Source organism: Peribacillus sp. FSL P2-0133, from assembly GCF_037975445.1.
Lineage (GTDB): Bacteria > Bacillota > Bacilli > Bacillales > DSM-1321 > Peribacillus > Peribacillus simplex_E.
Genome location: NZ_CP150254.1, coordinates 3249149 through 3271375, shown reverse-complemented (window position 1 = coordinate 3271375; position 22227 = coordinate 3249149). Strand labels below are relative to the sequence as shown.

General features: G+C 39.1%; 20 protein-coding genes, 2 pseudogenes and 1 riboswitch. Of the genes and pseudogenes, 19 read left to right on the top strand and 3 right to left on the bottom strand.

Annotated features, from left to right (window positions below):
- Positions 1 to 4 precede the first annotated feature (4 nt).
- The 6 genes from MKY17_RS15565 to MKY17_RS15540 all read left to right on the top strand — a co-directional run bounded on the left by MKY17_RS15565 (position 5) and on the right by MKY17_RS15540 (position 5419).
- Positions 5 to 952 carry a ring-cleaving dioxygenase gene (locus MKY17_RS15565; protein ID WP_098369438.1) on the top strand — a complete coding sequence of 316 codons (948 nt, stop codon included), beginning with the start codon at positions 5 to 7 and terminating at the stop codon, positions 950 to 952.
- Positions 952 to 1560 (top strand): alpha/beta hydrolase, encoded by a 609-nt coding sequence (locus MKY17_RS15560; protein ID WP_061463465.1) that lies wholly within the window; start codon positions 952 to 954, stop codon positions 1558 to 1560. Before MKY17_RS15565 ends, MKY17_RS15560 begins: the two co-directional genes overlap by 1 nt.
- Before the next feature lie 18 nt (positions 1561 to 1578).
- Complete coding sequence (locus MKY17_RS15555; protein ID WP_098369439.1) at positions 1579 to 2187, top strand: flavin reductase family protein; 609 nt, start codon at positions 1579 to 1581, stop codon at positions 2185 to 2187.
- A 239-nt stretch (positions 2188 to 2426) separates the two neighbouring features.
- Positions 2427 to 2529: riboswitch (SAM riboswitch) on the top strand.
- A gap of 81 nt (positions 2530 to 2610) precedes the next feature.
- Positions 2611 to 3999 carry an S-methylmethionine permease gene (mmuP, locus tag MKY17_RS15550; protein WP_098369440.1) on the top strand — a complete coding sequence of 463 codons (1389 nt, stop codon included), beginning with the start codon at positions 2611 to 2613 and terminating at the stop codon, positions 3997 to 3999.
- On the top strand, positions 3996 to 4961 hold the full coding sequence (mmuM, locus tag MKY17_RS15545; protein WP_098369441.1) for a homocysteine S-methyltransferase: 966 nt from the start codon (positions 3996 to 3998) through the stop codon (positions 4959 to 4961). Before mmuP ends, mmuM begins: the two co-directional genes overlap by 4 nt.
- 290 nt (positions 4962 to 5251) lie before the next feature.
- The gene (locus tag MKY17_RS15540; protein ID WP_162878727.1) at positions 5252 to 5419 is read left to right on the top strand and encodes a hypothetical protein; all 168 of its coding nucleotides are present in this window, start codon (positions 5252 to 5254) and stop codon (positions 5417 to 5419) included.
- A 653-nt stretch (positions 5420 to 6072) separates the two neighbouring features.
- Here the strand turns inward: MKY17_RS15540 and MKY17_RS15535 are convergent.
- Entirely contained in the window at positions 6073 to 6447 is a 375-nt protein-coding gene (locus MKY17_RS15535; RefSeq protein ID WP_098369443.1) for a helix-turn-helix transcriptional regulator, read from the bottom strand.
- Between the two features lie 229 nt (positions 6448 to 6676).
- Between MKY17_RS15535 and MKY17_RS15530 the strand changes: the two genes are divergently transcribed.
- Positions 6677 to 7666, top strand: a complete 990-nt coding sequence (locus MKY17_RS15530) for an asparaginase (protein ID WP_098369629.1) — start codon at positions 6677 to 6679, stop codon at positions 7664 to 7666.
- 23 nt (positions 7667 to 7689) lie between these two features.
- Positions 7690 to 9120 carry an aspartate ammonia-lyase gene (aspA, locus tag MKY17_RS15525; RefSeq protein WP_098369444.1) on the top strand — a complete coding sequence of 477 codons (1431 nt, stop codon included), beginning with the start codon at positions 7690 to 7692 and terminating at the stop codon, positions 9118 to 9120.
- 297 nt (positions 9121 to 9417) lie between these two features.
- Here aspA and MKY17_RS15520 read toward each other — a convergent pair.
- Positions 9418 to 9504, bottom strand: a pseudogene (locus MKY17_RS15520) (hypothetical protein); the annotation flags it as partial.
- A gap of 415 nt (positions 9505 to 9919) precedes the next feature.
- Here MKY17_RS15520 and MKY17_RS15515 point away from each other — a divergent pair.
- The 6 genes from MKY17_RS15515 (at position 9920) to MKY17_RS15490 (ending at position 15841) form a co-directional block, all read left to right on the top strand.
- On the top strand, positions 9920 to 10444 hold the full coding sequence (locus MKY17_RS15515; protein ID WP_260399701.1) for a YjgB family protein: 525 nt from the start codon (positions 9920 to 9922) through the stop codon (positions 10442 to 10444).
- Between the two features lie 183 nt (positions 10445 to 10627).
- Positions 10628 to 11071 carry an SRPBCC family protein gene (locus MKY17_RS15510; RefSeq protein WP_098369446.1) on the top strand — a complete coding sequence of 148 codons (444 nt, stop codon included), beginning with the start codon at positions 10628 to 10630 and terminating at the stop codon, positions 11069 to 11071.
- Between the two features lie 171 nt (positions 11072 to 11242).
- Entirely contained in the window at positions 11243 to 11506 is a 264-nt protein-coding gene (locus MKY17_RS15505; RefSeq protein ID WP_098369447.1) for a metal-sensitive transcriptional regulator, read from the top strand.
- A gap of 235 nt (positions 11507 to 11741) precedes the next feature.
- Positions 11742 to 13199, top strand: a complete 1458-nt coding sequence (gene cls, locus MKY17_RS15500) for a cardiolipin synthase (RefSeq protein WP_098369448.1) — start codon at positions 11742 to 11744, stop codon at positions 13197 to 13199.
- A 420-nt stretch (positions 13200 to 13619) separates the two neighbouring features.
- Positions 13620 to 14369 (top strand): (S)-benzoin forming benzil reductase, encoded by a 750-nt coding sequence (locus MKY17_RS15495; RefSeq protein ID WP_179890961.1) that lies wholly within the window; start codon positions 13620 to 13622, stop codon positions 14367 to 14369.
- Positions 14370 to 14578: 209 nt separating this feature from the next.
- Positions 14579 to 15841, top strand: a complete 1263-nt coding sequence (locus tag MKY17_RS15490) for a LysM peptidoglycan-binding domain-containing protein (RefSeq protein ID WP_098369450.1) — start codon at positions 14579 to 14581, stop codon at positions 15839 to 15841.
- A gap of 200 nt (positions 15842 to 16041) precedes the next feature.
- Here MKY17_RS15490 and MKY17_RS15485 read toward each other — a convergent pair whose 3' ends face one another.
- Positions 16042 to 17283 (bottom strand): MFS transporter, encoded by a 1242-nt coding sequence (locus MKY17_RS15485; RefSeq protein WP_179890962.1) that lies wholly within the window; start codon positions 17281 to 17283, stop codon positions 16042 to 16044.
- A 219-nt stretch (positions 17284 to 17502) separates the two neighbouring features.
- Between MKY17_RS15485 and MKY17_RS15480 the strand changes: the two genes are divergently transcribed.
- The 5 genes and pseudogenes from MKY17_RS15480 to MKY17_RS15460 all read left to right on the top strand — a co-directional run bounded on the left by MKY17_RS15480 (position 17503) and on the right by MKY17_RS15460 (position 22207).
- Complete coding sequence (locus MKY17_RS15480; protein WP_098369452.1) at positions 17503 to 19218, top strand: ABC transporter ATP-binding protein; 1716 nt, start codon at positions 17503 to 17505, stop codon at positions 19216 to 19218.
- Positions 19219 to 19427: 209 nt separating this feature from the next.
- Positions 19428 to 19534: pseudogene (locus MKY17_RS15475) on the top strand (hypothetical protein); the annotation flags it as partial.
- A 178-nt stretch (positions 19535 to 19712) separates the two neighbouring features.
- The gene (locus MKY17_RS15470; RefSeq protein WP_098369453.1) at positions 19713 to 20699 is read left to right on the top strand and encodes an NAD(P)-dependent alcohol dehydrogenase; all 987 of its coding nucleotides are present in this window, start codon (positions 19713 to 19715) and stop codon (positions 20697 to 20699) included.
- Positions 20700 to 20929: 230 nt separating this feature from the next.
- The gene (locus MKY17_RS15465; RefSeq protein WP_098369454.1) at positions 20930 to 21466 is read left to right on the top strand and encodes a GNAT family N-acetyltransferase; all 537 of its coding nucleotides are present in this window, start codon (positions 20930 to 20932) and stop codon (positions 21464 to 21466) included.
- Between the two features lie 180 nt (positions 21467 to 21646).
- On the top strand, positions 21647 to 22207 hold the full coding sequence (locus MKY17_RS15460; RefSeq protein ID WP_098369455.1) for an HPP family protein: 561 nt from the start codon (positions 21647 to 21649) through the stop codon (positions 22205 to 22207).
- Positions 22208 to 22227 lie beyond the last annotated feature (20 nt).

Sequence of the window (22227 nt, the reverse complement as noted above, 5' to 3'; positions counted from 1 at the left end):
AGGCATGCAAAAGCAAAATGCAGGAATACATCATATAACCGCAATTGTAGGCAATCCTCAAGAGAACGTGGATTTTTATGCTGGAGTATTGGGACTGCGTATGGTGAAGAAAACCGTTAATTTTGATGATCCAGGCACCTATCATTTGTATTTTGGAGATGAATCAGGTTCTCCTGGCACTATCATCACTTTCTTTCCTTGGCCTGGGGCATACAAAGGGAGAATTGGCTCAGGACAGGTGGGGGTTACAACCTATGCCGTACCGGAAGGATCAATGGGTTTCTGGGAAATGCGTTTAGGTAAATTTAACATAGGCTTTAAAAAGGTTTCACGTTTCGGCGAGGAATATCTGGAATTTCAAGACCCACACGGTTTGCAACTTGAACTGGTTGAGCGTAAAAAAGGGAAAAATAGCGAGTGGTCATTCGGCGGTGTACCAGCTGCCAAGGCGGTCAAGGGATTCGGCGGTGCCGTATTATTGACGTCAGAACCGTTCAAAACGATGGAACTCTTAGAGAAAGTGATGGGCCTGCAAAAAATTGGGGAAGAGGGCGATTACATCCGCTTCAAATCCACATCGGACATCGGAAATTTGATAGATGTTAAAAAAACGGTGTTGCCAAATGGGAAAATCGGAGTGGGAACCGTCCATCATATTGCATGGCGTGCAATCGATAATGAAGATCATAAAGAATGGAGGGAGCATATCGCCAACCATGGCTATGGTGTGACACCCTTTACAGACCGTCAATACTTCGATGCCATTTATTTCAGGGAAGATGGAGGCATACTTTTTGAAGTTGCCACAGATCCACCTGGCTTCGCTCATGATGAAACGAAGGAAACGATGGGCAGTAAATTAATGCTGCCGCCATGGCTGGAAGAAAAAAGGGAGATCATGGAGAAAACGTTACTGCCGGCAGTGCCGAGAGTACTGGAGGAGGATAAATGATGAAGCATATTTTTCAAAAAGGAAGTAATCCAGAAGCGCCATTGCTTTTGCTTTTACATGGCACTGGAGGAACGGAAACAGATCTCTTGCCATTAGCGGAAATGGTTTCACCGGGCTCATCCGTATTGAGCGTACGGGGAAATGTACTTGAAAACGGAATGCCTCGTTTTTTCCGCCGGTTATCCGAAGGGGTTTTTGATGAAGAAGATTTGATCTTTCGTACGAAGGAGCTTTATGACTTCTTGGAATCAGCGTCCAAAAAATATGACTTCGACCGTGAAAGAGTGGTAGCATTAGGTTATTCCAATGGTGCAAATATAGCGGCAAGTTTGCTGTTCCATTTCGAAGGGGCATTACAAGGAGCGATTCTTCATCACCCTATGGTGCCTAGACGAGGGATTGCATTGCCGTCCCTTTCGGATATACCTGTATTTATCGCTGCAGGTAAAAACGATCCGATTTGCCCGGCAGCAGAAACTGATGAACTTAATCAACTTTTACTGCAAGCTGGTGCTACAGTGGATGTTCAGTGGGAAAATTACGGTCATCAGCTAACACGTTCAGAGGTTGAGGCAGCGGGTTCATGGTTTCAAAAGAACTTTTTATAAGAATGAGAGGGAATGAAGATGATTTCTGTTAATCCTGAAAGTCTGACTGAACGGGATAATTATAAGTTTTTAACTGGAAGCATTATACCGAGACCTATAGCACTCGTTACGACACAATCCGAAACCGGTACAATCAATATAGCGCCGTTCAGCTTTTTTAACATAGTCAGTTCAAATCCTCCGATGATTTCCATTTCTGTTCAACGGAAAGAAGGGGTTTCAAAGGACACGGCACGAAATGCAATTCAAACAGGTGAATTCGTTGTTCATATCACTGATGAGAATAATGTAGCTGATGCAAATCGAACGGCCAAGGAACTCCCATCCGACGAAAGTGAATTGGGTCTTACCGATTTCACGCCGGCTGTTAGTGATAAGGTATCCGTACCAGGATTGCAAGAAGCGAAGGTACGCTTTGAATGTACATTAGAGCAGGCGATACCATTGGCAGGTTCCCAGAATAAACCTGGTTGTGATTTATTGATAGGGAAAATAGTCTGCTATCATATCGAGCAAGATATTTACCATAATGGAAGAATTGACCAAAACGGGCTAAAACCTGTAGCAAGATTAGCGGGTCATACTTATACAAAACTAGGGGAATTATTTGAAATAGAACGTCCTTAAGTGAAAAGAAAGAATAAATGGCGTCATCTTTTTAAGATGGCGTCATTTTTTAAAATCAAAATTACCCGGTTAGCTTTATCTGCAATTTTAATGTGGTAAGCGACTGTTCCAAAAACGAGCAACCATATCATATTTATGCCGCCGGTGCCATGATCGTTAGAATTTTAAAGGAAGTCTTTACAATCCGAAACAAAACTTGACAATTTTTTCATAGATTGATAAAGTTATAAAAAAATAATTTCTTATCCAGAGAGGTGGAGGGACTGGCCCTATGAAACCTCAGCAGCAGGTCTACAAAGACACTGTGCTAATTCCAGGGGGTGAAACCTTGATAGATAAGACCGTACGTGTTTATTTGTCAGTAACGCACTCTTTTAGAGTGCGTTTTCGTTTTTTCTGGATCCAAGATTAAGGAGAGTAAGAATGGAGAACAAAAGAAAACATGATTTTCAAAGGGAAATGCAAGCACGGCATATAATAATGCTATCGCTTGGCGGGGTGATTGGAACTGGTTTATTCTTAAGTTCGGGTTATACGATTCAACAGGCTGGCCCATTCGGCACCATCCTTTCGTATCTGATTGGAGCTTTAGTGGTTTATCTAGTCATGCTATGTCTTGGTGAACTGGCAGTACATATGCCCGAGACAGGCGCGTTTCATAGCTACGCAGCCAAATACATCGGACCAGGGACAGGGTATACAGTAGCCTGGTTGTATTGGCTAACCTGGACTGTTGCACTAGGTTCGGAATTTACGGCTGCAGGATTGTTGATGCAGCGATGGTTTCCATCAATCAATGTCTGGATATGGAGTGCTCTATTTGCCATATTGGTCTTGGCTTTAAATGCGTGGACCGTTAAGTTTTTCGCTGAATCCGAATTCTGGTTTGCGTCTATAAAGGTATTTGCTATTGTGATATTTATTATTCTGGGAGCTGCAGCAATGGTAGGTTTTATTCCAATAATTAATTCACAATCAGCTCCGTTATTATCCAATTTTACAAGTGCAGGTTTATTTCCGAATGGTGCTTTTGCCATTCTAATGACGATGCTCGCGGTGAATTTCGCATTTTCTGGAACTGAATTAATCGGAATTGCAGCTGGAGAAACAGTGAACCCAGAAAAAACGATACCAAAGGCAATCCGTATGACATTATGGAGATTGATTATCTTTTTTGTAGGAACCATTGTTGTATTATCCGCATTATTGCCTATTTCGGATGCAAGCGTACTAGAGAGCCCCTTTGTTGCAGTTCTCGAACGAATTGGAGTGCCGTATGCAGCGGATATTATGAACTTTGTTATATTAACTGCCATTTTGTCTGCTGCAAATTCAGGATTATATGCATCATCCAGAATGCTTTGGTCGCTTGCAGATAAGAAAACAATATCACCCATATTTGCAAAATTGACAAAACGGGGTGTTCCGATAAATGCAGTTTTTTTCAGTATGTTGGGAGGTGGTTTAGCCCTTTTCTCGAGTATTATTGCACCGGATACTGTATATATAGTGCTTGTATCCATTTCTGGACTAGCCGTGGTAGTAGTTTGGATGAGTATTAGCGCGTCACAGTTTCTATTTCGCAGACGATTTATAAACGAAGGAAATTCAGTAAATGATTTGGCTTATCATACACCATTATATCCACTCATACCAATCGTTTCTTTTTTGCTATGTCTTGCTTCTTGCATAGGAATTGCATTTGATCCTACACAACGAATTGCACTATATTGTGGCATTCCTTTTATTTTGTTTTGCTATGGAAGTTATTATCTGACACAAACTATAAAGAAAAAGAGGAGTAGAACATGAAGAATAAAATTAGCCCAATTGACGCAATATTACGAGATCATTCAGTCATGATTTTGGACGGGGCTCTAGCTACAGAGCTTGAAAGGCATGGGTGCGATTTGGACGATCCCCTGTGGTCTGCACGTGTATTACTTGAAAATCCAGAAGTGATTTATCAAGTTCACTCTGACTACTTTCGGGCTGGTGCTGACTGTGCGATAACGGCAAGCTACCAAGCAACAGTTGAAGGTTTCGCCCTCCGCGGAATACAAGAGGAAGAGGCTTTGGAACTAATCCGGAAAACGGTTTTACTTGCAAGGGAAGCAAGAGATGAATTTTGGAAGGAAGAAGAATATCAAACGATTAGACCTAAGCCATTGGTTGCTGCATCGGTTGGACCATATGGGGCTTACCTTGCAGATGGTTCAGAGTATGTAGGAAACTATGGTGTTTCAGATGAAACTTTAACTGCATTTCATCGCTCGCGAATATCTGCTTTGATTGAAGCCGGTGCTGACATTTTAGCATTTGAAACGATACCTTCCCTGCAAGAAGCAAAAGTATTGCATTCATTATTGAAAGATTACCCAGAGGTCTATGCTTGGCTATCCTTTTCATTGAAAAATGAAAAAGCGATTAGTGACGGTACATTGCTTGAGGAGTGTACCAGATTGTTTGGGGACAGTGAGCAAATTGCAGCAATCGGCATCAACTGTGCGCCTGTATCAGGTATCACGGAAGCCATACAGGTGTTGCGTTCAAACACGCATAAACCAATTATAGTTTATCCGAATTCTGGTGAAACATATAATCCGGAAACAAAAACCTGGCATGGTCAAGAATCATGTAACAGGCTCGACCTGAAATCTGAAGAATGGCACCATGCAGGGGCACGTTTAATTGGAGGATGTTGCAGAACGGCACCGCATCATATTGCAGACATTTCAAGAAAGTGGCGACCTTCTGTGGTGGTATCCTCCTAGCCCTTTTACTGTTATCAAACTGATATCAGGAATGTAAGTAGTGCAAAAAAAGAACAGGAAGCGTCATAATTTGACGGTTCCTGTTCTTTTTTTGCACTAGATCGGGTGTGAAGGAACATCCTGGATTGACTCATATCTCTTATTATTTCAGTGTTTTTACAATGAATTTCGGGTGAAAATTACAGGTGAATCCAAACCTGCTGCAAAAACAGGAAAAAGAGAAAATAAATCATATTTTTTGTGTGCTTGGGGAAACTAAACAAACAATGATTGGAAAGGAGAGAATGAGTATGAGTCGTGGTAAAAATTTTAATCACAAAGAAAAAGGACATCCAGGAAATTTACCCAATAATAGAATTAGCGAAGAGAAGGAACACAGCCGGCAATATGAACAAATCGAGGATATTGTCACACATGAAGCTTTCAAAAATCGGGAAAAAGAAGACGAGATGCCTTGATTTATTGGGAAACAGTATATTGAATGAGACACTTTTAAACATATCAAGATATGGAGCAATTTTCCATACCTTTAAGGGTTTTATAATTTTGCTTTCCGAAAATAGAAGCACATCATGAGGCTTCCAAAATTCAGCTTCGTTTTTAGCTTTAAAGATGAGACAGCAATTTCCATTTATATACTTAGGAAAAACCATGAGCTTTGCTATGGTTTTTCTTTCATTGCATATAAATCAAGAGGGAAAGTCGGAGATTAAACTTAAATAAGCATATATGGCGGATAGAAAAAACAGTTGAATTTACTCATCTTCCCTTGATGGAAAAGGAAGTAAGTTAAAGAAGATAACAGAATAATGATGATGGATGCATTTAATTAGCCGACTTTCTTCTATTATAAATAATAAAACTTAATTTTCTAAACTCGGTGCACTATTAGAATTCCAAAAACTACTAAGCCCAGTTAGTAAGTTTAATTACATGTAGCGTCAAAAGGGCGAACTCAACGATTAATCATAACCCACTTATCCTAACTGGATAAAGCCATGGAATTTTACAGTTTTAATTAAATCATACCAGTTACATCGTGAATATTATAAGAACCTGGTGATGAAGTGCGGTTCATACCCCATATACCAAGTCTTAAGCCCTATGTCTGCTATGTTTCATTTTGTTTATCGCGATTTATTTCCACTTCTCGTTTAGCTCTAATAAAAGCGATGAATTGAATCGTTTCCTCTTCAGAAAGAGAGATTCCATCTACAGCCAGCTCCATATTTGGTGAATCCGTTAATTCCATGACTCGAGGTGATTCTGTGGTAATATCTTTAGATGGATAATCCACTCGACCTAGAATGTAATCAGTGGATGTATCATATAAGCCTGCTAATAAATTAATCGTTTCTAATGAAGGGCGGCGATGGCCCGATTCGTAACCTGCATAGGTACTCTTGGCGATTCCGAGTCTGTCAGCGGTATATTGCAAAGACCACCTTTTGGCCTTCCTTAATGTAGTTAATCTATTTACAATCATTCTTATTACTCTCCTTTTATATAAATCCATTATAACATCATATTGGAAAAAGCGTACGCGTAATGAATGATTTTAGCTTGATTTCACTCTGGAACATGACTATAATAACATGTGGTGTACGCGTAACATGTACATTTACAGCGAAAACATCCTTTTCTAAGATGATTGAATGATTGTAAAACAGGGAGGCTTTATAGGGGGTAGTATATTGGAGAAGTTGAAGTCAAAAATGAAGAAGTTGATGTTAATTACTACAGGTGGTACAATTGCATCGTTAGAAGGAAAAAATGGACTTGTTCCAGAGATGAAAGCTGACGAATTTTTAGGACACCTGCCGGGATTGGATTTACTTTATCAGATTGATAGTAAGCCTTTGATGAATATTGATAGTACAAATATGCAGCCGGAAGATTGGACAGAAATGGCACAATCCATTCATGAGCACTACCATGATTACGATGGCTTTGTGATTACCCATGGAACAGATACAATGGCTTACACTTCAGCTGCGCTCTCATATATGTTACAAGATTTAGGGAAGCCAATTGTCATTACAGGTTCTCAAATCCCAATTGCCTTTAAAAAGACAGATGCCAAAAGAAATATCTCTGATGCGATCCGGTTTGCTTGTGAAGATATTGGAGGAGTATATGTTGTTTTTGATGGTAGAGTCATCCAGGGTACTAGGGCCATTAAATTGAGAACTAAAAGCTATGATTCGTTTGAAAGTATTAACTATCCATATATCGCTACCATATTCAAAGATAAAATTGAGTATCTAAAGCCAGTTCATTCACCAAAGAAAAAGGAAGCTAAGTTAGATGCTTCCCTATGTACTGATGTTGCTTTGGTTAAGCTGCATCCCGGTATTAAGCCTGAATTCTTTGATTCTCTGAAAAATCAATGTCGGGGAATCGTAATTGAAAGTTATGGCAGCGGTGGTATTCCATTTCAAGGAAGAAATATTTTAGAAAAATTGAATGAGTTGGTACAGTGTGGAATATCCGTAGTCATTACTACCCAATGTTTAGAAGAAGGGGAAGATATGGATATTTACGAAGTGGGACGAAAAGTGAATAAGAATGTCATCATTCGTTCCAGAAATATGAATACAGAAGCCATCGTTCCTAAGATGATGTGGATTTTAGCCAAGACACAAGATCCCAAAAAAGTGAAGGAAATGATGGAAACACCGATTGCAGAGGACATTACATTATAGAACAAACAAAGGGGCAAGAGGAAATGTTGATAGAAGAGAAAACATACCGAATCGAGAAAGACTTTCTTGGAGAAAAGGAAATTCCAGCAGATGTTTATTATGGAATACAAACTCTACGCGCTGTAGAGAATTTTCCGATTACCGGTTACAAAGTCAATGAAGAAATGATTCGTGCACTAGCAATGATTAAAAAAGCAGCCGCTTTAGCAAATATGGATACCAAACGGTTATATGATGGTATTGGAAGCGCTATCGTCAAAGCATCTGATGAAGTGATCGATGGAAAGTGGCATGAATATTTCATCGTTGACCCAATTCAAGGCGGCGCAGGTACATCGATGAATATGAACATTAATGAAATCGTTGCCAACCGTGCGTTAGAACTCATGGGACACAATAAAGGGGATTATGTACAATTAAGTCCAAATAGCCATGTTAACATGTCGCAATCAACCAATGACGTATTCCCTACTGCCATTCATTTATCAACACTACGGCTTTTAGAGCAATTGTTACAAACAATGACCAAGATGAGTACGGTTTTAAAGAATAAAGCAAAACAATTTGATCATGTTATCAAAATGGGACGTACACATCTTCAGGACGCAGTGCCAATTCGACTCGGTCAAGAATTTGAGGCTTACAGTCGCGTGTTGGATCGGGACATAAAACGAATCAGTCAATCACGTCAACATTTATATGAAGTGAATATGGGGGCAACAGCAGTGGGAACGGGATTGAACGCAGATCCTCGTTACATTGAAAATGTTGTTAAATATTTAGCTGAGATCAGTAACTTGCCGCTTGTAGGGGCAGAACATTTAGTAGATGCAACCCAAAATACGGATGCATATACTGAAGTGTCAGCTTCATTGAAAGTATGTATGATGAATATGTCTAAAATTGCTAATGATTTACGTTTGATGGCTTCAGGACCGAGAGCGGGATTAGGAGAAATCACACTTCCAGCACGTCAACCAGGTTCATCCATCATGCCAGGAAAAGTAAATCCAGTAATGCCAGAATTAATTAATCAAGTCGCTTTCCAAGTAATCGGGAACGATAATACGATTTGCTTAGCATCAGAAGCAGGACAACTAGAGTTGAACGTAATGGAGCCAGTCCTTGTATTCAATTTATTGCAATCAATTAGCATAATGAACAATGCTTTCAATGTCTTTACAGATTATTGTTTAGAAGGCATTGAAGCTAATGAGCAACATTTAAAAGATTATGTCGAACAAAGTGTTGGAGTGATTACAGCAGTCAATCCGCACCTTGGGTACGAAGTGGTTTCACGAATTGCGCGTGAAGCGATATTAAAAGGCAAATCAGTTCGCGAACTTTGTTTACAATATGATGTGTTGACAGAAGAAGAATTGGATCTCATTCTAAATCCTTACGAGATGACAAAACCCGGTATAGCGGGAGCTTCTCTTTTTGATCGGCAATAACCAGTATTTTAGTAGAAAACATTAATCTATATGATTTTTGATGCAATGACTATGCCTTTAGGACCGTTGGTATAAAGGCATAGTCATTTATTATATACATTCCTTTATGAAATGTTACCCAAACCGTCCGTCAACTGCTTTTAGGTATTAATATCTGAATATTCAGATATTTTTTGACCGTCGATCTAATCATGGAGGGTGTATAACTATTCATAAAAAATCCATCCCCCATGGAATATATCTAATAGCATTAGCCGCTACAGATCATCTTAAATATTCAAATAAGCCAGTCAGTCATGCTGCAGTGCCTGCAGCTTTTTTAGGAACTAAATCCAGTGCTTGTAGACCTATTAACATTTCAGGTCCGTAAATTAAGAATCCAATTCCTCCTTAATATAATATTTTTGAACCTAATTAAGTTAAGTATTGATGATGATACATATAAAAAACTCATACCAAAATAGCAGCTCTTTATTTAAAAGGTCCTATTAAAGCATGAGTTCTCCAAATCTCCACCATCGTTAACTTTTAATAATTAACTATCTTCACAAGAAAAGCTGTGAACATTTTTTTTGCCCACTCGGACAAAGAAGGCACCATTGGCGTCAAGTTAAATAGCTTAATATTTCAATATAAGTTTTTTTCTAAACGAATGGTATGTGTCCAAAGTTCCAATGAATATTAATAGTAAATGTAAAACCAACTGGAATGACATAAGCAAATTTTCATCTTTTTTAAGATATTTAAAATAATGTAATTAGTCATTTCCAGGTGGAAAGGGAGGATAGCTTTGAAACAAGTGAATCGTTTTATCCGGAGTGTTACATTTCTAATGCTCGCATTTCTCATGTTTGGTGGGCAGCCTGCTTTTGCTTCATCTTCCTTAACATCACAATCCACGCCAGACCTTTTGATTCGGCAGATCCTGGGTTTAGCCTATGAATCCCAGCAAACCATTAATAGTGGTCAATTTTCTGTAGGTGATTCGTTGAAGAAAGTGGAAAAAGCCTGGGGTGTACCGGAAGATTTAAGTACCGCTGCGGCCAATTATTGGTCCCATAATATCCGATTCCTCTACGACGGTTCAACAGGAAGAAAAACGATTACCGCCATTGATGATTTTGATCCGCAATTGCAAACCATCCATTTATCCATGTTGAAGGGATTGATTGGTGAACCTGTAAGTGAGGTGGAGCAAGAAGGGATGTACTATGTCACTTATACCGATTACGCAAATTATAAAGTGGTATTCGTGTTTGAAAGCGCCTGGATTAACCCTGATCCAAGACTGAGTATGTATACGGTTGAATTGGCGTCAGATTGATAAGGAATACGACAAAAAAGGATCGTCCCTTTATTGCCGAGGGGCGATTCTTTGCTGTTATCTTTAAATGGTTTCTTACCACAGGGAGAATTTTGTTTAATAACCAAGCTTACCGTTCTATTCAATATGATTCAGCCATACATTAAAAAGATGTAAATAGAATGATTAAGGGGGGGAACTGCTTTGTCAGAAGGTGTGCATAGTATCATTTTACCAGTTTCAATAAAAACGGTATGGGGATTTGTCAGTGTCATAGATCGTTGGGCACCTCTTGTCCCAGGATATATCAATCATGAGATGATGAATGAAAGGACACTCATTTGGGAGTTTAAAAGCGATTTGGGATTAATGAAGAAGAAAGTAAAACTTGAAGTGAATATATTGGAATGGATTGAACCTGAAAAGGTAACATTTAAACTTAAGGGATTAAATGAAAAATTTGATGGGCATGGCTATTTTTTAGCAGAACAGTGCGGAATTGGGCAGACTAAAATGACTGGCTGCCTGGCGATTACGGCAAAAGGAGCCAAAGCCCCTATCGTCAATGCTTTGTTAAAAACCTACGTTCCCCAAATGACGATCGAGTTTTCTGAGGCAGTTGCACAAAGTCTCCTAGTACAAAAATAGAAATTACATATTGGAGCTATCATTATTGAATATTGGCACTTGACAATTATACCTAAGTGGTATGTATTATAAATTGTAAGATTTTTATCAATCCTTCATTTCAACTGAATAGGTTTTATGATGGATGTCTGGATAGGATTCATAAGTAATAGGCAGGGTAGGAGGCCTCACATGGAATATGATAAGCAGGTTAAAAATAGAGTGAAGCGAATTGAAGGACAGCTTCGTGGGATATTGAAAATGATGGAGGAAAACAAAGATTGCAGAGATGTAGTAACGCAGTTATCTGCCACTAGATCTGCAATCGATAGGACAATCGGGGTAATAGTAAGTTCAAATCTTGTAGAATGCGTCCGGGAGGCTAATGAAGCCGGAGAAAAGAATCCCGAAGAGCTAGTAAAAGAAGCTGTGAATTTATTAGTGAAAAGTCGATAAGCAATTAGATTTATGGTTATTGTTGAATTGGAATTTTTAAGACAATGTTTGAAAACAATTTGACCAATCTAAGAAATTCTAGTGTCCAGGGTGGATGGATTTTTTTAAAATGGGCCTCTACAGGAAGAGGTCCATTTTTTTGAATTCTCTGTTTTCATTTCTGATAAGCAAATCCTTTGATATAAAGAATTTGCATGGTATCCTTAAAGGGATAAAAATTGAGTGAGGGTATACTATGGAATTTACGCATGTTACATCGGTTTTGCTCGGCCTCGTCATCATTCTAAATATTTTATTTGCCACGATTGTCATATTTTTTGAAAGAAGGGAAGCGAGCACCACCTGGGCTTGGTTATTGGTGTTATATTTTCTCCCTGTAGTTGGTTTTATTTTATATCTCCTTTTTGGTACGAGTTTAAGGCACGCCCACTTATTCCAATGGGAGGACAAGAAGAAAATCGGGATTGAAGAAATCCTTGATAAACAGATGGAAGAGCTTTCAACGGATCATTTTCCTTTTCGAAATGCCTCTTCAAGTAATTACCGTGATTTGATTTATATGCATCTCCGGAACAATGATGCCGTGCTTACTGAAGATAATCAAGTCGATATTTTTACGGAAGGAAAAAATAAGTTTGACCAGCTTTTTAAAGATATCGAAGCGGCAGAAAACCATATACACATACAATACTACATCATTCAAAGGGATGGCCTGGGTAAACGATTCATTGAAGCTTTGACTAAAAAAGCGAATGAAGGCGTCAAAGTTCGGGTTCTTTATGACGAGCTGGGATCCAGGGGGATGACTAAAAGTTTCTTCAGGGAATTTAGGCAGGCAGGAGGGCGAGTGGAGGCATTCTTCCCATCCAAATTAAAATTTATAAATTTACGGCTGAATTTCCGTAACCATCGAAAGCTAGTCATCATTGATGGAAAAGTAGGGTATGTTGGAGGCTTTAATGTTGGTGATGAATATTTAGGGCTTAATCCAAAATTCGGTTATTGGCGTGATACACACCTTCGAATACAGGGTTCGGCTGTCAAAGCCATTCAAACCCGTTTTATCCTGGATTGGAATCAGGCATCAAAGCACCATGATATAACTTATCAGCCTCATTATTTCCCTGTTTTAAAGCCTCAAGGCAATATAGATTTGCAAATAGTAACAAGTGGGCCGGATTCTGAATGGGAACAAATTAAAAATGGCTATATTAAATTAATATCTTCAGCAAAGAAATCGATTCTCATTCAAACACCTTACTTCATACCGGATGCAAGTTTATTGGATGCACTCAGGATTGCCAGCTTATCAGGGTTAGATGTAAAAATCATGATTCCGAATAAACCTGATCACCTTTTCGTTTATTGGGCAACAACGTTCAATGCAGGGCAGTTATTAAGAGCGGGAGCTAAGATATACATCTATGATAACGGCTTTATTCATGCGAAGATGATCGTGGTGGACGAAGAGGTCTCCTCGGTGGGGACTGCTAACATTGATGTCCGTAGTTTTAAATTGAACTTTGAAGTAAATGCCTTCATTTATGATGAAGGAATGGCCGAAACACTGACAAGGATTTTTTATAAGGATGTTGAAGTCTGCAGGCAGCTTACAATTGAAGACTTTGAAAAGCGTTCAAAATGGATTCGTTTTAAAGAGTCCATTGCAAGGCTGGTATCACCCATATTATAATTTTTAAAGTTGCGGACCATTACTATATGGGCCACTCAGACTGTAGACAAATTCGTAAAAAGCGAGTTTGCCTGCAGTTTTTTTTTTTTGAAAAACGTTCAAAATTTTACAAACCCTCAAAAAAGTTCTAGCTATGATTTCAGAAATCCGCTTCCTTTCCGCCGAATGTTTGCCAAGCCTCATCAAAGCAAGCGTCACCGGGGTCTCGGCTAGCCAGTTTTCGGCAGGAGTGTCACGAATTTCTTAAATCCAGTGAGGATTTATTTCATATAAATGAAAAAAATCACGGAGTATAACCAAGACTGTTTTAAAATTATAGTAATCATCTCCTCGGTAAAAATAGTGAAAGGAATTCGGCAGGAGACCATTCCGGACTCCATTTTGGTACAATAGTTTATATCCATAAAAGGGGGAAATGCCGTGAAAACGTTTATAATCACAGGAGCTTCAAAAGGTTTAGGGGCTGCCATCGCCAAAGGATGTTTGCAAACGAGTGATCATTGCATCTTAGTTTCCCGTACAGCCCATCCTGAAATGCAGCAGATGGCTGACCGATCCGGGACGAAACTTACATATATTTCGATGGACTTGAATGAAACTGAAAAGTTACCTTCCTTAGTCAATGAGATTCTTGCTGCTGTCGATGAAACAAGTGACATTTATTTCATTAACAATGCAGGTGTCATTGAACCGATAAAGCCGGTAGGAAACCTTGGTATAGTAAATTTGGAAACAATCATGCGGGTGAATTTCATGGCACCCATCGTATTGGCTGATGAATTCGTTAAACAGACAAAGGACTGGAACAGAAAGAAGGTAATGGTCAACATATCTTCAGGAGCAGCAAAAAACCCTTATCATGGCTGGTCAGCCTATTGCAGCACTAAGGCAGGGCTAGAAATGTTCACACGGGTTGCAGGGTTGGAACAGGATAAAACATCTTTCCCTACGTCTCTCATCTCTTTTTCACCAGGTGTAATGGATACGGAGATGCAAGGGACAATCCGGTCAGCAGACGAACGGGACTTTTCGGATCGAGACAAATTTCATGAATATAAAGAAAATGGCATGTTAAGAAGCCCCGAATTTGTGGCAGATAAACTTTTGCAGCTTCTTGAAGCGGAAGATTTGGAGAATGGGAAGTTCTACGATATTAAGAATTTACTTTGATGTATGGGAGTATGTGAAACGAAAAATCAACTGATGGCTTATAGAGTGGGGTTGTCCCTTAGGACAGCCTCTTTTTTTTGTGATCCTTCATTCCCATTTAAAATAAAGTCTAAAAAACCAGGATATCATCATTAGGAAATGTGATAATGCGTTCTATCCAATTACCTGAATGACATAAACTTTTTTGGAGGGAGTTTGGAGGGCTTTAAATGACGATCATTATTGTGCAAAAAGGTGACAGTCTTTGGGAAATTGCCACGAAAAATAAAGTTGACCCATCGAGGATAATTGAAGTAAACGGATTGGAATCAACAACTTTGGTCCCTGGCCTGGCATTGTATATACCTAATGAAAAAGCGGTGAATCGGAGGTATCTAATTAAAAGTCAGGATACCCTTACTAGAATCGGCAGTCGTTTTGGTACGAGTGCAGCGGAAATCATGGAGGCCAATCCAGGAATCGTTGCAAACTCGTTAAAAGTCGGTACGGAAATTTTAATTCCGTCTCCTTACAAAAATCAATTGATTACGCTGGGTTTTGCTTTCCCTACTTCAGGTGGAGTAGTGTTTGAAACACTTGAGCAGAATGGTGATAAACTATCCTATTTAGCCATTGTAGCTTATTCGTTTACAAGGGAAGGAAATGCATACGTTGATGGTGATGATCTCCCCCTTATTGCGAAATGCGAGCAGACAGGGGTGAAGCCGCTACTGATGATCCGGAACTTCCAAGGTGGTGATTTTGATGCGGATTTGGCTGGCGATGTCCTTGCTAGTTCAGTATATAGAGCGAATTTAATCAATAGTATGCTGAATTTCGTTACGGAGAAAGGCTATGCCGGTGTCAGTATGGACATCGAATTCATCCCACCTGCCAGGCGTTCCGATTATGTACTTTTTTTAAAAGAATTAAAGGAGGGGTTGAACGAACTGATCCTGCATGTGAACGTACATGCAAAAACAGCGGATAATCCTGATAATCGAATTGTAGGTGGGCATGATTATCGGGGAATCGGAGAGGCAGCCGACCTTGTTGCCGTGATGACCATTGACTATGGGTATCCAACTGGACCGCCTGAACCCATTTCCCCACTTTGGTGGATGGGCGAGGTTCTTCGTTATGCATTGTCGACTATACCTGAGTATAAACTGCAGTCAGCTTTTCCTATGTATGGATACGATTGGATAGTACCAAGCCACGAGACTAAAGCTTTATCAGCTCAAAATGCCCAAAATCTTGCCATTGCAACTGGCTCTGAAATAACTTTTGACACTTCAGCAGCGTCCCCTACCTATTCTTATCGAAGAGAGAATTCGAACCATGTCGTTTGGTTTGAAGATATTCGATCGATAAGCGCAAAATATGAAATGATTGATGCATATGAACTTATAGGTGCAACTTATTGGCAGATTGGTTTGGAATTCCCTCAGAATTGGGAGTTTTTAGATAAGAATATCTGGATTATCAAATAGAATGAATGGGTGCCAGGAGGTGAAAAGAAGCGTTATATATTTTTTTCCCTTGTTTGGTTGTGCAGCTTTTATCAGGGGCAAGCCAATCACTCCGAGCAATATTTTAAAGAGCGACATTATTCTTCGACGGGCCCTTGAAACATAAAAAAGGAGCCATTGAAAACCAAGGCTCCTTTTTTATGTGAATCGAAAGGAATGCATCATCTAGGAATATTAGATGACTGACTTGACAGTGATTGATCACATTTTTCCCCTTGTAGGTCCTTTCTTTTAAACGTTGCATAAAGAAAGGCAAGGAATATCAGGGTGGAAGAAAATTGGAACGTTGCTTTGACACTGTATGTTTCTGTTATATAGCCTAATAGTAAAACAGAGCCGGCAAATGTAAGATTGATGACCGCTCCCCAAACGGCATAAATTTTTGCAAGAGTCTTTTCCGAAGCATGGTCTTGAAATAGTTTGGTGTAGATCACTTCCCGGATTTGTTCTGGGAGACCGTACAGGCATGCCAGCAGCAAAGCCAAAGCAGGAATACTGGTAGTTCCAAAAAGCAGGGTCAGCAGTGAACTGAGAAATAGCCCGAAAGTGATGAAGAATCCAATATATTTTTCCAGTACCTTGGCAAAACGGATGACGATCAATCCACTGACAATCATGCCGACAAAGTAGCTAGTGTTAATGTATCCCCACCACTCCTCACCCAGTTGCAGGTTCTGTTCTACATATATATAGATCACGGCAGCCACCCACACGCTTGAAGCTAAAGTAGTTATAAAATCAATGGAAATGAGTGTACGGATAGTTGGAATTTGGCGAATCGCAACCCATCCGGATTTAATGGAACCCCAGTTTGACGGGGCAACAGAGTCCGTCGTATGTTCCGGGACTACGATTCTCACTGTATAGATCGTTGAAACGGCAAAAAGCATGACCGAAAGCCAAATAATGAAACTGCTGTTGGTGCTTATCAATAAGACGGAACCAAGTGGCCATCCTGCTACAAAGATGGTCTGGGTGATCACATTCAAGAAACCATTCGCTTTCATCCGTTCTTCTTTTGGAACTAATTGAGGAACCAAAGCTGCACTGACCGGGGCAGCGACTCCATCCAATAATGAAATCACGGCAATGAAGAAAATGACGGCAACAGAAAAACCATGATTGAAACTTGTTATATAGATTCCTAGGCAAACGAGTAAGATAGTTTTCCACCATTGAGATTGTACAAGGATTCTTTTTAAAGGAAACCTGTCGATGACAAGGGGGGCAAGTAAACTGCTGATAAACCGAAAAATCGTTGTCGTGAACGGTAGTAAACTCAAATAAAAGGCAGAGCCCGTCAAGGTATATAATAGTGAAATCAACCCGACTACATAAAATATATCCCCTAGATTTGCAAACGCCTGACCAATCCAAAGGCATCGAAACGATGTGTTTTTCATGAATACCATCCTTTTACGAAAATAAAGTTCATGGATATTTAGAATGGTTATTTTTTTACACTGTATTCACTCCTTCATTTAATAGATTGCATGAGCCGGGTTGGGCTGTTTTATATAGATGATTTTACCATAATATGAAAATGGGGGTTCTGAAATGCTTGCTGAATATTGAATATGGAATTATACTCCTTAATATATGTAAAAAAGGAGAAAAATTTGATGATTCGACGTTTTGCTTCATATTACCTGCCGCATAAGCGGTTATTCATTATTGATTTCTTCAGTGCAGTGGTCGTGGCTGTACTTGAACTTGCATTTCCGCTAGCTGTTCAGTGGTTTATAGATACACTGCTGCCTGGCGACGATTGGTCTGCAATTGTTTCGGTAAGTGCCGGTTTGTTCCTCCTTTATATCATTAGTACCTTTTTACAGTTCATCGTAGGGTATTGGGGTCACAAATTAGGTATCAATATTGAGACTGATATGCGTGAGGAATTATTTGAACATGTGCAAAAACAATCTTTTCGTTTTTTTGATAACACGAAAACCGGCCATATCATGAGCCGCATAACCAATGATCTGTTCGATATTGGTGAACTTGCTCACCATGGTCCCGAAGATTTATTCATTGCCTTCATGACTTTTATAGGTGCATTTTGGATTATGTTGACGATCAATGTAAAATTGGCACTTGTATCGGTTTGTATTTTACCGTTCCTCGTTTTATTAATTGTCATAAGTAATTTAAAGATGAATAAAGCCTGGAAGAAAATGTATACAGAGGTTGCAGATGTAAATGCCCGTGTGGAAGATAGCGTTTCAGGGGTGAGGGTTGTCCAATCCTTTACTAATGAAACATATGAAATGAAAAGATTTTCTACTAATAATCGCAGATTCCGTAAAGCGAAACTTCTTGGATATAAAGTAATGTCCTTTAGCCTATCAGGCATTTACATGATGACGAGGTTTATGACCCTTGCCGTGTTGGTGATAGGAGCTTGGCTAACTTTTCATGGGCAGCTCTCTTATGGTGAACTGGTTGCATTCGTCTTATACGTTAACGTATTATTTAAGCCAATCGACAAAATCAGTGCTTTGATGGAACTCTATCCAAAAGGGATGGCAGGCTTTAAGCGTTTTACGGAACTTCTGGATGTCGCTCCTGATGTCGTGGATAAAAAGGATGCAATAGAGGTAACCACCCTTTTGGGTGATATATCCTTTAGAGACGTTTCTTTTAACTATGAAGATAAAAAGCCGGTTTTAAAAGGTATTGATCTAACAGTTAAAGCGGGTGAAACCATCGCTTTTGTCGGGCCTTCAGGAGCCGGGAAAACGACCATATGTTCATTGATCCCACGATTTTATGATGTTAATGCCGGCTCGATTTCCATTGATGGAATTGATATTCGTGAGATGACGAAAAAGTCATTGCGCTCACAAATTGGCATTGTCCAGCAAGACGTGTTTCTTTTCACAGGAACTGTAAAAGAGAACATTGCGTACGGAATGCTTGACGCATCGGATGAACAAATTCAAGAAGCCGCAAGGAAAGCCCATTTGGAGACTTTCATTGAAGGACTTCCGGAAGGCTATGAGACTCAAATAGGTGAACGCGGCTTGAAATTATCGGGAGGACAAAAACAACGGATTGCAATAGCAAGGATGTTTTTGAAAAATCCGCCAATATTAATTCTCGATGAGGCAACCTCTGCACTCGATACTGAAACGGAAAGAATAATTCAGCAGGCTCTTACTGAACTAGCTGAAAACAGAACTACGTTAATCATCGCACACCGTTTGGCAACCATTCGAAACGCTGACAAAATCGTGGTAGTAACGGAAGAAGGAATTGCTGAAGAGGGCGGTCACGATGACTTACTTAAGCAGGGGGGCATTTTTGCCAATCTGCATCAATTACAATTTCAAAAATGATAAAAAGCTATATGTCTTCACAAGGACATATAGCTTTTTTAATAGAATGGTGTGGAGTTCAATCAATAATGATTTCATATAATTTCAAAAATGAAATTAAAAAGGATAACAAACATAACCATATACAACTTAGGAATCCACTTAATGAAATAATCGAGAAATAGGAGAAACATTTGCCGTTATTTAGTTTTTTTAAAAAAGAGACCGTGAATGAATACCTGCAAAAAACTGCATTGGAATCCGTTGATGGACTATTATTGCATCCTCTTGTCGGTGAAACGAAAAATATTATATACCCGCTGATGTTAGGATGGAATACTTAAGTTACACGATCCTGAAGTTCTTATTAGAGGCATGAAGATAAATGAAGGAGAGTAAGCTAATGTAAACGCGTTTAGATTTAGTATTTTAAATCCGGCGGAGCAGTATTGTTCAAATACAGTTTTTGAAGATTCGTAGATATTAAGTGAAAATAACGAATTGGAGGTGGATAAATGAAAGCAATTGTGTACACCAAGTACGGTCCCCCCGACGTTCTTCAACTGAAAGAGGTAGAAAAACCTGCTCCTAAGGAGAATGAAATACTGGTAAAAGTGAAAGCGACAACGGTAACAATGGGGGATATTCGGTCACGGAGCTTTACAGTTCCCCTCTCTGTTTGGCTGCCTGCTCGGATAATAATGGGGTTAAGGCGTCCAAAGAAATCCATATTGGGTTTGGAGTTATCTGGGGAAGTTGAGTCAGTAGGAGAAGATGTCAAGTTGTTTAAAGCAGGTGACCAGGTTTTTGCAGCTTCCCAAGTCGGTTATGGTGCTTATGCCGAGTATAAGTGCTTGCCTGAAGACGGGCCAGTTTCCATTAAACCTATTAATTTATCTTTTGAGGAAGCCGCAGCCATTCCAATTGGGGCACGTACAGCATTGTTTTATCTTAGAAAAGCTAACATTCAGAGAGGTCAAAAGGTTCTTGTCTATGGGGCTTCAGGAAGTGTCGGAAGTTATGCAGTACAAATTGCCAAGTATTTCGGAGCAAAAGTTACAGGGGTTTGCAGTACCGCGAATGTAGAATTGGTAAAATCTCTTGGAGCCGATAAGGTCATTGATTACACTTCAGAGGATTTTTCCAGAGATGGTGAGACTTATGATGTTATCTTTGAAGCGGTAAACAAGAGTCCTTTTTCAGCTTGTATGAAATCGCTGAAAAAGGACGGAACCTATCTAAATGTCACCGTACCGGTACCCGGTGTTCGAATGCTATGGACTAAATTGACAACCAGCAAAAAGCTGATATTGAGTCAAAATTCACCTGAAACCCCTGAAGCTCTAAACTTCCTCAATGAACTTGTTGAAGCGGGGAAGTTAAAAGTCGTCATTGACAGATATTATGCGTTTGAAGAAATAGTTCAAGCCCATACATATGTAGAGAAAGGACACAAGAAGGGGAATGTCGTGATAACAATCGAACATAACAGCAAATCCTAATAAATGATACAAGATAATAAACAAGCTCTTAAAAAGCTAAAGGGTGTGTTCTAATTATAAGGTTAACCGGTTTATACTGGTTGACCTTTTTTAAAATGGAAGTCTGATATATCAGTAGTCAGGGTAATACGTACGGGGGTTGCGCCATAAATTTATTGAGGTGAGCCTCTGAAAGAAATAGGCCAAGATTTTTTAAGAGGAATCTAATTTTAAGCAAAGGGAGTGGAAAAATGTTTCCTATATTAGAAACAGAACGGTTAATCTTGAGAGAATTGGTGGAGGGTGATGCATTAAATATATTAAAATGCTTTTCCAATCCAGAGGTATTACGATATTATGGGCAAACTCCATTAACAAATACAGATCAGGTGAAGCAAATCATTAGGAATTTTTCAAAGGATTTCGATGAAAAACGCGGTATTAAATGGGGAATTGAATTGAAAGGGAAGGATGGCATCATTGGGACAATTGGATTACAAGAATGGTTTCATGAACATAAGAGAGCAGAACTGAGCTATGCACTTTTCCCAAATGAATGGGGTAACGGTTATGCAACAGAAGCTGTCAGTAAGGTGATTTCTTATGGTTTTAAAGAGCTTGACCTAACTCGTATTGGAGCAATTGTTTTTATTGAAAATAAAGCATCCAATAAGTTGTTGACAAATTTAGGTTTCAAAAAAGAAGGGATATTGAGAAATTATATGTACCAGAATGATGTTTCATTTGATACTAATCTATACTCTTTAATAATGGCAAATCCTCACTAAAATAACAAACTATAATGAAAGCTTCACAGACTAAGGGGAGATTGTTAACTGTTTTATAGAAAACAAAAATGGAAATTCAGATATATATTTAAAAATTCATTGTTTTCCTGTAAGATATCAATATATAAAAACCCTGTCGACTTGTCGACTTACTTAGAAAACGTGAGGAAAACATAAATTATGGAATTCGAAAAAAGTCTTGAAAAAAGTTGGAGTAATCAACAAACAACTGGTTTAACAGCATATTTAAAGAAAATGAAGGGCGAAGCTAGAGAAAAACACAGAATTGATTATATGGATTCCTTTGTTTCAGCTATAGGTGGACTCATTGCTATTATCATTATTAGTTTTATAGCTGTTTATTTAGGATATCCTATGGCACTAGCTCCTCTTGGGGCGAGCTGTGTTATTGTTTTTGGTGCGCATAAAAGTCTCTTGTCACAACCCCGTAATGTTATTGGAGGACATATAATCTCTACAACAACAGCCCTTATCATTTGGAGCATTTTCGGTAAAAGTCTATTCATTATCGGTCTGGTACTGGCTATTGTATTAATTATTATGACTTTTACAAAAACCGTTCACCCTCCCGCAGCGGCTAGTGCCCTTGTTTTGATCAATTCTCAAGTTGGTTGGGGATTCCTGATTCCGATTGTAATAGGTACCTTATTATTAGTTTTTATATCGATGATTTATAATAATTTATTTCAAACAAGACAGTATCCAAAACACTGGTTATGAAAAACCTATTTCATATACTT

Bases quoted from the DNA above. Each gene is read 5' to 3' on its own strand.
- MKY17_RS15460 (WP_098369455.1), top strand. From the start codon at position 21,647: ATGGAATTCGAAAAAAGTCTTGAAAAAAGTTGGAGTAATCAACAAACA.
- MKY17_RS15535 (WP_098369443.1), bottom strand. From the start codon at position 6,447: ATGATTGTAAATAGATTAACTACATTAAGGAAGGCCAAAAGGTGGTCT.
- MKY17_RS15555 (WP_098369439.1), top strand. From the start codon at position 1,579: ATGATTTCTGTTAATCCTGAAAGTCTGACTGAACGGGATAATTATAAG.
- MKY17_RS15485 (WP_179890962.1), bottom strand. From the start codon at position 17,283: ATGAAAAACACATCGTTTCGATGCCTTTGGATTGGTCAGGCGTTTGCA.
- MKY17_RS15530 (WP_098369629.1), top strand. From the start codon at position 6,677: ATGAAGAAGTTGATGTTAATTACTACAGGTGGTACAATTGCATCGTTA.
- aspA (WP_098369444.1), top strand. From the start codon at position 7,690: ATGTTGATAGAAGAGAAAACATACCGAATCGAGAAAGACTTTCTTGGA.
- MKY17_RS15505 (WP_098369447.1), top strand. From the start codon at position 11,243: ATGGAATATGATAAGCAGGTTAAAAATAGAGTGAAGCGAATTGAAGGA.
- MKY17_RS15490 (WP_098369450.1), top strand. From the start codon at position 14,579: ATGACGATCATTATTGTGCAAAAAGGTGACAGTCTTTGGGAAATTGCC.
- mmuM (WP_098369441.1), top strand. From the start codon at position 3,996: ATGAAGAATAAAATTAGCCCAATTGACGCAATATTACGAGATCATTCA.
- MKY17_RS15470 (WP_098369453.1), top strand. From the start codon at position 19,713: ATGAAAGCAATTGTGTACACCAAGTACGGTCCCCCCGACGTTCTTCAA.
- MKY17_RS15540 (WP_162878727.1), top strand. From the start codon at position 5,252: ATGAGTCGTGGTAAAAATTTTAATCACAAAGAAAAAGGACATCCAGGA.
- cls (WP_098369448.1), top strand. From the start codon at position 11,742: ATGGAATTTACGCATGTTACATCGGTTTTGCTCGGCCTCGTCATCATT.
- MKY17_RS15480 (WP_098369452.1), top strand. From the start codon at position 17,503: ATGATTCGACGTTTTGCTTCATATTACCTGCCGCATAAGCGGTTATTC.
- MKY17_RS15465 (WP_098369454.1), top strand. From the start codon at position 20,930: ATGTTTCCTATATTAGAAACAGAACGGTTAATCTTGAGAGAATTGGTG.
- mmuP (WP_098369440.1), top strand. From the start codon at position 2,611: ATGGAGAACAAAAGAAAACATGATTTTCAAAGGGAAATGCAAGCACGG.
- MKY17_RS15565 (WP_098369438.1), top strand. From the start codon at position 5: ATGCAAAAGCAAAATGCAGGAATACATCATATAACCGCAATTGTAGGC.
- MKY17_RS15560 (WP_061463465.1), top strand. From the start codon at position 952: ATGAAGCATATTTTTCAAAAAGGAAGTAATCCAGAAGCGCCATTGCTT.